At 40.9% G+C, this 12,397-nt stretch carries 7 protein-coding genes and 2 pseudogenes; 3 read left to right on the top strand and 6 right to left on the bottom strand.

The window, feature by feature from the left end:
• Positions 1 to 606, top strand: a complete 606-nt coding sequence (locus PGX00_RS05590) for a DJ-1 family glyoxalase III (RefSeq protein WP_272133577.1) — start codon at positions 1 to 3, stop codon at positions 604 to 606.
• Positions 599 to 1,801 (top strand): cysteine desulfurase CsdA, encoded by a 1,203-nt coding sequence (gene csdA, locus PGX00_RS05585; RefSeq protein ID WP_272133575.1) that lies wholly within the window; start codon positions 599 to 601, stop codon positions 1,799 to 1,801. The genes PGX00_RS05590 and csdA overlap by 8 nt, the downstream gene beginning before the upstream one ends.
• Positions 1,802 to 1,885: 84 nt before the next feature.
• On the opposite strand, the gene PGX00_RS05580 is transcribed toward csdA, so the two are convergent.
• From PGX00_RS05580 to PGX00_RS05565, 4 genes and pseudogenes are all read right to left on the bottom strand, one after another.
• The gene (locus PGX00_RS05580; protein ID WP_272133573.1) at positions 1,886 to 2,311 is read right to left on the bottom strand and encodes a SufE family protein; all 426 of its coding nucleotides are present in this window, start codon (positions 2,309 to 2,311) and stop codon (positions 1,886 to 1,888) included.
• A gap of 26 nt (positions 2,312 to 2,337) precedes the next feature.
• Complete coding sequence (gene tcdA / locus PGX00_RS05575) at positions 2,338 to 3,147, bottom strand: tRNA cyclic N6-threonylcarbamoyladenosine(37) synthase TcdA (RefSeq protein ID WP_272133571.1); 810 nt, start codon at positions 3,145 to 3,147, stop codon at positions 2,338 to 2,340.
• 104 nt (positions 3,148 to 3,251) lie between these two features.
• Positions 3,252 to 4,378, bottom strand: a pseudogene (mltA, locus tag PGX00_RS05570) (murein transglycosylase A).
• A gap of 43 nt (positions 4,379 to 4,421) precedes the next feature.
• On the bottom strand, positions 4,422 to 4,853 hold the full coding sequence (locus PGX00_RS05565) for a DUF2850 domain-containing protein (protein WP_272133570.1): 432 nt from the start codon (positions 4,851 to 4,853) through the stop codon (positions 4,422 to 4,424).
• A gap of 158 nt (positions 4,854 to 5,011) precedes the next feature.
• Here PGX00_RS05565 and argA point away from each other — a divergent pair, with 158 nt between their 5' ends.
• On the top strand, positions 5,012 to 6,352 hold the full coding sequence (gene argA / locus PGX00_RS05560; protein WP_272133568.1) for an amino-acid N-acetyltransferase: 1,341 nt from the start codon (positions 5,012 to 5,014) through the stop codon (positions 6,350 to 6,352).
• A gap of 436 nt (positions 6,353 to 6,788) precedes the next feature.
• On the opposite strand, the gene recD is transcribed toward argA, so the two are convergent.
• Positions 6,789 to 8,714: an exodeoxyribonuclease V subunit alpha gene (gene recD / locus PGX00_RS05555; protein ID WP_322107860.1), complete on the bottom strand. Its 1,926-nt coding sequence runs from the start codon at positions 8,712 to 8,714 to the stop codon at positions 6,789 to 6,791.
• Positions 8,704 to 12,356 (bottom strand): annotated as a pseudogene (gene recB, locus PGX00_RS05550) (exodeoxyribonuclease V subunit beta). Before recB ends, recD begins: the two are co-directional and overlap by 11 nt.
• Positions 12,357 to 12,397 lie beyond the last annotated feature (41 nt).

The raw sequence follows: 12,397 nt of genomic DNA, 5'->3' as shown, positions 1-12,397 counted from the left end.
ATGACTCATAAAATATTAGTCCCGATCGCCCCTGGTACGGAAGAGATAGAAGCCGTCACTATCATCGATATTATGGTGCGAGCTGGATACGAAGTTACGGTAGCAAGTGCCGACTTTGATGGTTCGCTGTCAATGAAAGCCTCTCGTGGCGTAACCTTAACCGCAGATTGTAAACTCGTTGATATTGCCGACGAAGAATTTGATCTAATCGCCCTTCCTGGAGGCGTTCCGGGGAGTGAAGTATTTAAAGACAGTACCGTACTTGTAGAAATGGTAAAACAACAAAAATACGATGGTCGATGGGTAGCCGCAATCTGTGCGGCTCCTGCTTTAGTACTTCAGAGCCATCAGATATACCCCGAAGCCCTGATGACTTGCCATCCTTCGTTTCAGGCAGATATACCAAAAGACAAGTGGCGGGACAAAAGGGTCACTATTGATATTACAAACAAGCTTATTACTAGCCAAGGTCCAGGTTCGGCTTTTGAATTTGCGATAGAAATAATCATTCAACTTTCTGGAAAACGTCACGCTTGGTCTATTGCAGAGCCGATGGTTCCGTTACCAAACCTTCACTACAATATTTTAGGTAAAAATGATGTTTGATGCCTATCAGGTGCGCAAGCAGTTCCCTTCGTTAGCAAACCAAGATTCTTTGATTTATTTAGATAGTGCCGCAACAACACAAAAGCCAACAGCCGTTATCGACGCAATTAAGCACTATTACCAAACACAAAATGCCAATGTGCATAGGGGAAGCCATAGTTTAACGGCAAATGCCACATCAAAATTTGAAGCGGCAAGAAAAACGGTTCAGGCTTATATACAGGCAAAATCAGAGAAAGAGGTCATCTGGACACGCGGTGCAACAGAGGCGATAAACCTTATTGCCCAAACCTACGCCAGAACAAATCTCCAACCAGGGGATGAGATTTTAGTCAGCGAAATGGAGCACCATGCCAATATTGTTCCTTGGCAGATTGTCGCTCAACAAACAGGAGCAACGGTTGTTAAGGTACCTATCCATAAAGATTGCACATTCGATATGGAGGCCTTCAATCGGCTACTTTCACAAAAAGCAAAAATAGTCGCGGTGGCTCATATTAGCAATGTTACCGCCACCCGTAATCCCATCGAAGAGATTATTTCTCTTACCCACAATGTGGGAGCGATTGCGGTCATTGACGGCGCACAAGGTATCGTCCACGAACAAGTCAACGTATCTGAATTGGACGCTGATTTTTATCTGTTCTCTGGTCATAAACTTTACGCTCCAACTGGTATTGGGGTTCTATACGGAAAGCTAGATTTACTCAACGCGATGCCTCCTTGGCACGGCGGTGGAAAGATGGTCGAAAAAGTCTCATTTTCTGGTACTACATATTCTGAGTTACCGGGGAAATTTGAGGCTGGAACGCCGAATATTGCTGGTGCTATAGCATTAGCAGCCGCGATAAAATGGTTAGACAGCTTCTCGCGTATTGAAATCGAACAACACATCCACCGATTGCAAGAAATGACCTACAAAGTCTTATGTGAACTTGAGGATATTCGTGTAATTGGCTTTCAACCCCAAAGCTCGCTTATTAGTTTCATTATGGAAGGTGTCCATCATCAAGACATCGCTACCTTACTCGACCAACAAGGAATTGCCGTTCGTGCAGGGCATCACTGTGCTCACCCTTTAATGGATGCACTTGGACTTAAAGGAACGGTTCGTATTTCATTTGGGATTTATAATACGGTTGAAGAGGTAGAAAAATTGATTTTAGCCATTAAAAAGGCTATCGATATGCTTTAAAGGTGACAAGGTGAATGATGTCACTTCCTATGCTCTCGCTGATAACATCAAACGATGAAGCATAGGCTTACGTTATTGTCATTTTTATTGGACCTGTTCTTTTATCTGATCAACTATCGCTTTAAGACCATTCCCCCTAGAAGGGCTCAAATGCTGAATCAAGCCTAGTTGATCAAAGTAGCCTTCAATATCAAAAGCGAGTATTTCTTCACTTGAACAACCATCGAAAGCAGACATAACCAAAGCTATCAAACCACGTACAATGCGTGCGTCAGAATCGACACAGAAAAACCATTGCCCATTTCGCTGTTCGCTAACCAGCCAAACCTCACTTTCACAGCCAGCAACCGTCACCTGTGCAGTTTTAAATTCTTCTGGCATCTTGGGTAATAACTTGCCCCACTGAATAACTTGGCGGTACTTTTCTTCCCAACCTTTAAAGTTCTGCATGGTGGCAATAACATCAAACGTTGTTATTTCTTTTGTAAATGGTGTTGTAACAAAGCTCATACAATTCTCTTCACGTTTACTCAGTGTTAGTTTATATGCTTCGCAACGAGCTTCTCAACTATTTTAGCAACCGCAACAAAACCAAATGTCGCAGTGACAACCGTTGCCGCCCCAAAACCAGTAGCACAATCCATTCGTTTTGATCCTAGTGCTGTCGCCTTAGTTGAACATACGCTCCCATCGGCTTGAGGGTACTTTAATTGCTCAGTAGAAAATACGCAGTCAATTCCAAACTTTCGCTGAGGATTTTTACTGTAATTATAAAATCGACGTAGATTATCTTTAATTTTCTTAGCCAGAGGATCTTGAATTGTTCTTGCTAAGTCGGCGACCTGAATTTGAGTGGGATCTGTCTGACCGCCAGCACCCCCGGTTGTAATAACTTTAATTTTATTACTTTTACAGTATGCAAGTAGTGCGGTTTTAGGTTTTACACTATCTATTGCATCAAGAACATAATCGTATTCTTTCGATATATGCTGGGCTACATTGTCGACAGTGATAAAATCATCGATAAGGTTAACTTTGCAATCGGGGTTAATCGACCGCACTCGCTGTTCCATCACTTCTATTTTACTTTGTCCTACTGTTGCAGAAACTGCATGAATCTGTCGATTAATATTTGTAACGCAAACGTCGTCCATATCAATCAACGTTAGCTCACCTACTCCAGTTCTTGCTAATGCTTCTACTGCCCAAGAGCCTACACCACCGATCCCTACAACGCATACATGTGCAGCCCTTAAAATCTCTACTTCTTGGTTTCCGTATAAACGGCGTGTACCACCAAATCGTTGGTCATATTGGTCAGAAGAAGGCGTATTAAGATCGCGCATAAATTTGATTCCGGAACGAGGTTGAAAAAGAAAGAGTGCGTTTTATACGCACTCTTTTAATAAATGTCTAGATCAGCGTACGCTGAATAACACGATAGATATATTTATTGTTTTGGAAAACTAGATTCTAAATCACTTTCTGACATCCAAGGAGAAGAAGTTACCCCCTGCTCTAACCCTAATTTCCAGACTCGACCAAAATGTTTGTAGTGACCAGCTTCCGTTCCTGCTCTTGGGCCCATTCCATGATAGAGATCGAGATGATTTTCTTTCACAGCCCCACCAGTATCAAGCACAATAAGCAACCTAAGGGCATGCGCGCCACTCCAAGTACCATCGGCATTCAATAACGGAACTTCAGCCAAAATAGGCGTTCCCATTGGAAATAGATTTCGGTCCCCAGCAACAGAAGCCATAGGCAATAAAGGAATACCAGCAGACCCTCTCACAGCAGAATCATCACGCGGCGAGAAAAATACATAGGACGGATTTTGCTCGAGCAGCCTTTGAACCGTCAGTTCATCGTTACGCAACACCCATTCCTTGATCGCTTTCAATGACATATCTTCTCGCGCTACTTCGCCAGACTCAATTAAAATACGCCCGATACTGACATAAGATCGATTATTCTTCCCCGCATAGCCAAAATATTCCAAGCTACCATCATCTTCATAGTGGACAAATCCACTGCCTTGAACTTCCATTATGAATGGATCAATCATGTTGGCAGCGTATCCCAACTCCAAACCAAGGCCTTCTAAGGCACCATTATATATTTCCGTTCTTGTGGGACAGTCATCACTACAATCTGGCAAACCATAAACAGGGTACTTATAAGTGTCATCCGCCTCATGACGAAGCTCCATCACCGGTGAAAAATACCCCGTAAATAATACGTTGCCTTTTCGGTCGCCTCCCCCAACTGCGCTGTTTGAATACCATAAGTGGACAGCTCTGCTGGCTCACCACTTTGTACAACCCATGTGTTCAACTGCTCGTACAGTTCTTGGTAACGTTTCGCCATTGAAGGAGAATTTGAAATAACTTGTTCAGCTTGCATCGAGAATTTAGAAAAGTCTCTCGGTTTATTTGATTCAACTTCTGAGATTTGATTCAAATTGGCATCAAAAGTATCACCGTTATATTGCTGGGCTAAACTCGTTGATTGACCACAACCAACCAAAATAGAAAGGCAGGTAAGAGGAATAAAAACTCTCTTATTTTTTAAGATTCTGTAGCTTGATAACACTTATTATTTCCATTTTTTAGAAGATTTATTGATCTGAAAATTCTTCTTCTATTTGTTTGATTTTTCCACGTACATGAAAAACCGATTCGTAATGCGTTGGGGCAACTCTCTGAAGTTCAGTCACATGTTCATCTAATACTATATATTCAAAAATCTTACCTTCAAATTCATAAGTAAGTGTTGAACCATCAAAGGTATAACGGGTATCTACAATGCGTTCTTCAATATAAACCGCTTCTTCGCGTACTTCGAACCTATCTTGAGCAAATGAAGGGACATTCTGTTCTTCCCACACGCCATAAATAAGACCTTCCAAACGGGAATCATCGAGATAACGAGCGACTAAAACACTGGATAAGCCAATGATAAAAATCAATAAAAGAGAAACGACAACAATGATAGCTCGCTTGACTCTAAGCTGTTTTTTAACCAATCTATTGTTGTCTGAAATTGCCATATTTAACTTTTTTATTCTTGTCGGAACTAAATACTAAACTATAAAAGCAACGAAAGGGAGATCCGATAATTCCTATTTTACTTATAGTAGAAAAAACATTTGCTCAATAATGAATTTTAATTCATTATATTCATATAATAATTCAACAGTAGTCAAGCATGAAGATTCGCAACACGGCATTAGTTAAAGGATTTAGACAATCAACCCCATATGTGAATGCCCACAGAGGGAAGACAATGGTAATAATGCTCGGTGGAGAAGCGGTTGATGCACCAAACTTCACGAATATTATCAGTGATATTGCGCTACTTCATAGCCTAGGGGTCAAAATAGTTCTCGTACATGGAGCAAGACCCCAGATAAATAGAATTTTAAACCTGCAAAATAACACTTCGCCCTATCACAAAGGGGTGAGAGTGACAGACTCCTCAACACTAAACCTTGTTATGCAAGCCTCCGGACAGTTGCAACTTGCAATAACAGCCAGACTTTCTATGAGCTTAAATAACACCCCAATGGCTGGTACACAGTTAAACGTCGTCAGTGGCAACTTCATTATAGCTCAGCCTCTAGGCGTCGATGATGGCGTCGATTACAACCATAGTGGTAAAGTGCGTCGAGTAGACACCGAGGCAATAAATCAAGTTCTCGAACAAGGTTCTATCGTTTTAGTTGGCCCGGTCGCCAGTTCAGTAACGGGAGAATGTTTTAATTTACTTTCTGAAGAGGTCGCGACTCAAGTCGCTATAAGGCTAAAAGCAGATAAGCTCATCGGCTTTTGCTCAGAACAAGGTATCTTGGACGGCAATGGCAACGTCATTCCAGAACTATTCCCAAACAATGCAGAAAGTATTTTGCATAAATTGGAGTCTGACAATGATTTAACAACGGATGACAGCTCAGGCACCCTTCGTTTCCTTAGAGGCTCAATTTCAGCATGTCGAGCTGGAGTGAGAAGAAGCCATTTAATTAGTTACCATGTGGATGGAGCTCTCATTCAAGAGCTTTTTTCACTTGATGGTATCGGTACACAGGTGGTAATGGCCAGTGCAGAACAGGTTAGAAGAGCTAACATCGATGATATTGGTGGTATTCTTTCACTAATTAGACCTCTAGAAGAACAAGGTATCCTTGTACGTCGTTCTAGAGAACAACTAGAACAAGAAATACATCAATTTACTTTAATTGAAAAAGATGGATTGGTTATCGGTTGTGCTGCTCTATACCCTTATATAGAAGAGAAAATGGCTGAAATGGCTTGCGTGGCAATACACCCAGATTACAGAGACGGTAATCGAGGGCTTGATCTACTCAAACAAATGAAACAGCACTCACGCCGTATTGGTATCGAAAAGATTTTTGTTCTTACTACTCATAGCCTGCATTGGTTTAGAGAACAAGGTTTTCAGGAAGTAGAAGTATCGGAACTGCCAATGGGTAAACAAGACCTTTATAACTTTCAGAGAAAGTCTAAAATATTATTATTAGATATTTATTGAATGCATGTAAAAACAAAGATTTAATTAAATGGCTCATTTAAAGTCAGAACATTTCTATCAATAATGGTTTTCATTTGGAAATTTGGCTGTTAATATTCGCGGGTCCAGTTGGCTCAAGGATTCAGTTTTCTAGACTATTACAATATTTGAAAATTGAGGGATCATTCTGATGAGCATTAATTATGAGAACTATCATTTGTAATTCGGTACAGAGTTTTATAGACATGGCCGAGAATAATTTTCTTGATGGACTAAATGTACACTGCGTTTTTCCAGCGAACGAGAGTGTCAAGAAAATGATCATGCATTGTCAGAGACGACACAGCATTCGAAGCGTTTCCTTTTCGGAAACCGTTTCAGAGGATTTTAGAGACGACATTTCTAACTACCTCCAATTAATGGCCGAGCACAAGCTCGGCCATTAATGTTTATAGGTCTAAGAAACCTTTAATCTGTATTGAAGTCCGCTTAACCGTTTTGTTTTTTTCTTCACGCCCTTTAGTAACACTGTATTATCGGCCACTATCACTAATTTATTCCTCGCCCGTGTGACACCTGTGTAAATAATCTCTTTCGTTAATATCGGTGAATATGCACTAGGCAATATCATTACAGTGGTTGGAAATTCGCTCCCTTGCGACTTATGGATTGTCATCGCATATGCAGTATCATGTTCTGGAATTCTACTCGGAAGAACGGCTTTTACACTGCCATCAGGTAATTCAAAGTAGACCTTAATGTAGACCTGAGCCTCTCCATTATCATCTTTTTCTGAAACCAGCATAGCGATACCAATATCACCGTTAAACAACCCTAGAGAGTGATCATTTCGGGTAATCATCACTGGACGTCCAACGTACCAAAGATCATCCCCCTTTTGAATAAGTCCCGATTGGCTTAAGGCTTTCTCAATCTGTTGATTTAAGCCTGACAATCCAAAATCACCTTCTCGAATAGCACACAGCAATCTGCAGTTTGAAAATAGAGATAGCGCCTTCAATGCATGTGACTCAACCAAGGAAACATCCATACCCGAAGCATTGTGGACGCAATTTAGATAATCGGTATATTCACTAACAAGAAAGCCAATCATATTTTGGTAACTCTCTGTACTTAATGAATCAAATATTAGATCTGGATAACCGTGGGATAATATCTTTCGAACGCTGGCAACATCACTTGAATTGATTGCTTTAGCTAAAACACCGATACCTGAACTTTCATCAAACCGATAACTTTTTCTGAGCATACATAAACTATCAGATAAGCGAACCGTCTCTGAGTTTTGTTTATGTAAAGATAGTGAATTTGAACTGAATCCGGTTAGCCGAGAAAGTAACTTGCTTTGCTTGTCACTATAACCGTAGTCCAAGAAAGAGCAAATATCGCCAAGGACCGCTCCTGCCTCGACAGAAGCCAATTGATCTTTATCACCAAGTAATACTAATCGAGCATGTTTTGGTAGCGCTTCTAGCAATTTAGCCATTAACGGAAGGTCAACCATCGAAGCTTCATCCACAACCAATAGATCGAGATGCAATTGATTATCTCTATTGTGGCGAAACTCAGCTCGGTTTGGCACGGCCCCTAACATTCGGTGGATGGTGCTAGCATTATTAGGTATCAACAGTTTTGTTTCACTGTTAACTGACAAGGTTTTCACAGCGCTACCTATGGATTCTGTCAGCCGTGCAGCCGCTTTGCCCGTTGGTGCAACAAGTTTTATCTTCGGTACAGCTCCTTTTTGGAGCCCTTGTTCTATCAATGCTGACAGTAATTTAACTACCGTAGTCGTCTTCCCTGTTCCTGGTCCACCGGAAATGACTGATAACCGGCTAGATAATGCGACAGCTACAGCTACTTTTTGCCAGTTTGGCTCATCGAGAGATAAATCCGTATCGGGGAAAAGTTCGGAGAGTCGATTAGCCAAAACATCACACTCCTCATCAGTGAACTGTATTGGCTCCGCTAGCGAATTCAACTTATCCGCGAGAAACTTTTCATAATACCAATACCTCTGCAAATACAACCTCTGGCCATCATAAATAAGTGGCTGAGTTTGATTGTTTTGATCATCACCTACACAAGAAGCACTGCTTAAAACTGCATCCCAATCTACCCCAACTACTTTTTTCAATAGTACGTCTGCAGATTGTCCGTAAAGGCCTAGCATTTCGACAAAATCCAATTCCGTGATTCTGATACATATATGCCCTTTTGATAACTCGCTACTGAGTACACCAGCAATAAAAGCGACTTCATCTGCATGTTGTGTTTCTATTGAATGTATAAAGCGAGCAAATTGAGCATCCAACTGCCGTACACCGTTTTTAGCGCTTAAGGCCATCAAATCACTTAACATTTTCAACCTCAATGTGTTCACCATCGATCAAGCTATCGAAGCTGTTTAAAAATTCAGCCTCAGGTCTGTTGTAGAAGATACCATTGCCTTTTTCATCTACCCCTCGTAAGAATAAGTAATAAACACCACCAAAATGTTTATCGTAATGATAATCAGAAATGCGATTACGCAAAAACCGATGTAGTGCAAGTGCATAAATTTGATATTGAAAATCATATCTATGGTCAATCATCGCTTGTTGTAAAGCATCCCCTTTGTAAGCTTCTGCCTCATCTCCCAAATGGTTCGACTTCCAATCTAAGATGTAGTATTTCCCTTTATGAACAAATACTAAATCTATAAACCCTTTCAGCATTCCACTTACATCGCTAAAGCCTAAGTAATGAGCTCGACTAGTTAAAACATCATAGTGCCGACTTAAGTCGTTGAACAGCACTGAAGAAAGGTGTTGAATTGGCAATAAAAATTCCATTTCAACTAACTTCATTGAGTCATCCTTGTCACAGAGTCGCAACGCTTCACCATCTAAAGGAGTTGAAAGCACGGTATCAATCATATCGAGAATAACGGAGAGCCATTTTTCTTCATACTGTTCTACTTGCAGCAAATTCTGCACGATATCCGACGTTTCTTTACTCGTTGCAGGCAAAACAAAATCAATTTCTTCAAAAACTGTATGCAAGAATGTCCCTGGTCTCGCTCCCCGCGGAAAAGTAAAAATGGTGGGTTCTGGCTCTTCTAGTAATAATTCATTTTTATCTTCTGCAGAATCAGTATCTAACCCCGTAGATTGGCTTTCGATTTCAAATTGAGCACTTGTATCTTTGGTACCATGTCCTTGTTTTACAAGACCAGAATAACTTGTAATACGCCAGTTCTTGTCAATATGGGCATTCATTACACGAGCTTTTAGATCATCATGATCTTTTAGCTCGCTATTATCTAAATGGTTACCATCATCAAAAAGATCAATTTGTTCAATTAACTCCGTCCGAGGCCCTGAACTAATCGCCTCTGGTATTTGGGCCACAGCCATGATTTCTTGATGCTTTGATATTTGGTCGTTCGTTTTGCTTTCAAGTTCCGCCGTTGAACACTCTTCTCCATTTTGGAGAAGATACCCAACAGCACTTAAATGAGCGCTCGTTGGATCTTTTCTAGACCGCCCTTTTCGCAGTGGAGCTAACCCTATGAAACAACCATAAACTGCACGTGTAATTGCAACATAAAGCAGCCTTAAATCTTCAGCTAAACGTTCTTTATCAGATAGCTCAATAGAAGTTGGCTGCAACGTAATATCTAGGATGGTCGTTTCGGATTTTTCATCATAATACTGACCACTCTTTGATTCTCTATAAGCGGAAGAAAAAGGCAAAAAGACCAAATCATATTCCAATCCTTTGGATTTATGGATAGTCACTATCTGCACAAGGTTTCTTTCAGACTCTAGCCTTTGAATTTGCTCATCGGCGGCTGTACCACCATTTTGGATTTCTTGAATAGTTTCAGCAAACCAGCGAACCAATGCATGGTCACTATCTAATGTTAAACTTGCCTGTTGTAGTAACTCCGCTAAGTGCAGAAAATCAGTAATCAAACGCTCACCAAACTCTTGAGCTAGTAAATTTTCACCAATGTTTTCTGCAGACATGACAGCTCGAAGCATTGGCATGACACCCCGTTGTTGCCAAATAACCCTAAACGCCTTAAACGCATTAATTTTAGCTTCTAGTTCAACCTCGTTTTCATTTAGGTTATCCAGCACCTTACTGCTTTTCATTAACACATCAGACGCCAATGCAGCTCTAAGAATACGCTCTACTTCAGGATAAAGAGCGGCCTGTAGCAAGCATAATATCGCACTCGCCATCGAACTATTAAAGACGCTATCCCTGTTAGATAAATAGACACTTGCAACGCCTTTTTTAGCTAACTCTTGACGAACTATCTGCCCCTCACTGCCAGTTCTGACCAGTACGGCAATATCGCCTGCTTGTATCGGTTTTTTTGCCCTTGTGAATCGATGAAATAAGCTTGTTCATTATCACTACTATGCAATATCTGGCTGATCTTTTCTGCGGTTCCCACCGCCATACTATTGACATAATCACTCTTTGCAATTGGCTGTTCAGCGTCATGCAACCAATAAGTCAGTGCTTTTTGTTTAGACCCTTCAAGCCACCAACTACGTTTACCAGCGCTTGGACTCGAATGCACAGGATAAAACGGTATATCGTTATCATACATAAACGGAGAGTCTGCTTGGTTAAATACACCATTAGTCGCATTAACCATATCAGCGCTAGAGCGCCAATTGGTATCGAGGGTATAGTGATCAATGACTTCATTTCGTGCTCGAATATAAGTGAATATATCGGCCCCTCTAAAACCATAAATAGCTTGCTTAGGATCGCCTATCATAAACAAACCCGTTTCCGGATATTGCATGTAGATACGACTAAAAATACTGTATTGCAATGGGTCGGTATCTTGAAACTCATCAATCATTGCGATAGGGAACAACTGCCGTATTCTCTCTACCAATGCACCTTGCTCATCAGTATCAATAGCGGCAGAAAGGTTGGTTAATAGGTCATCAAATGAGAGCCAGTGTTTATCTTGTTTTATCTGCTGTAAATTATCTCTACATATGGAAATAGCATGAGCCAAAAGCGGCTCTCTAATACTGGGTTTATTAGCCCAAAATAGACTGACTTGCGAAAAGATTAAGTGTTCTGGAACAATTTTATTTTCCGGAGTTTTCTCTATTAAAAATTCCTGAGTAAATTTTTCTAGTTTGTCTGGGGCTTGATACCCGTTAGTTGGCTGACTTGCCCATGTCGATATTTCGTTGATCCAGGCAGGTAAGTTCTTCTTGGTAAATGAGCGCTTACTTACATCTGAATCATTTATTAGATTAGGTATTTCAGTAACACTTTCTTTCCATATCGCTTTGAAAGCATCTATCGAAGCAAGATTTTTTAGATGTAAGGCTTCTAATGTATCTTCCATCGGTTCTATGGTGAGCGTGACAGGGACACCAGTTAATTGGCTTGAAATTTCTTTAAGTAATACCTCGGGTTCACGCCATATAGACCGAACCTCATTGGCAAGCTCTGAAGTGAGCGAGTAAAAATTACGACGCCAATAATCCGCGACTACCTGCGCTTTTAACTTACTTTCATCGGTAACAAATTCGTTGTTAAAGCGACTACCTGACTCGAATGCATTTTGCGTTAACATTCGTTGGCAAAAGCCATGAATAGTAAAAATGGCCGCTTCGTCCATCTGACGTTCTGCATTAAGCAATACGCTGATCGCCCAGTTAGTATCGAAGACCTGCTCTAGTAATAACTTGATCACAGGATCGCTGCTTTCTTGCCTTAAAAAAGCAATTCTCGCAGCATGAATTTTGCTACGAATACGCTCTCTTAACTCTGCTGTAGCCGCTTCTGTAAAGGTCACTACTAGAATCTGGTCAACCGTTAGTGGCACAGCATGACGGCTTTCCGGTTCACCATGACCTAAAAGCAATCGTAGGTACAAACCGGAGATGGTAAAGGTTTTCCCTGTACCGGCAGAGGCCTCAATTAGCCTTGCTCCGTGTAATGGAAAACTCATCGTATTTAAGGTTTGTGGCATAGTTCGATTTCTCGGTTATCGGTTACAAATAGCGCGATCAC

It is taken from the genome of Vibrio algarum (assembly GCF_028204155.1).
GTDB lineage: Bacteria > Pseudomonadota > Gammaproteobacteria > Enterobacterales > Vibrionaceae > Vibrio > Vibrio algarum.
Note: the sequence above shows the minus strand (reverse complement) of the source record. Positions and strands in the feature narration are given on the sequence as shown.

Coding starts and splice junctions, on each gene's coding strand:
- PGX00_RS05590 (WP_272133577.1), top strand. CDS start 1: ATGACTCATAAAATATTAGTCCCGATCGCCCCTGGTACGGAAGAGATA.
- csdA (WP_272133575.1), top strand. CDS start 599: ATGTTTGATGCCTATCAGGTGCGCAAGCAGTTCCCTTCGTTAGCAAAC.
- PGX00_RS05580 (WP_272133573.1), bottom strand. CDS start 2,311: ATGAGCTTTGTTACAACACCATTTACAAAAGAAATAACAACGTTTGAT.
- tcdA (WP_272133571.1), bottom strand. CDS start 3,147: ATGCGCGATCTTAATACGCCTTCTTCTGACCAATATGACCAACGATTT.
- PGX00_RS05565 (WP_272133570.1), bottom strand. CDS start 4,853: ATGGCAATTTCAGACAACAATAGATTGGTTAAAAAACAGCTTAGAGTC.
- argA (WP_272133568.1), top strand. CDS start 5,012: ATGAAGATTCGCAACACGGCATTAGTTAAAGGATTTAGACAATCAACC.
- recD (WP_322107860.1), bottom strand. CDS start 8,714: ATGTTAAGTGATTTGATGGCCTTAAGCGCTAAAAACGGTGTACGGCAG.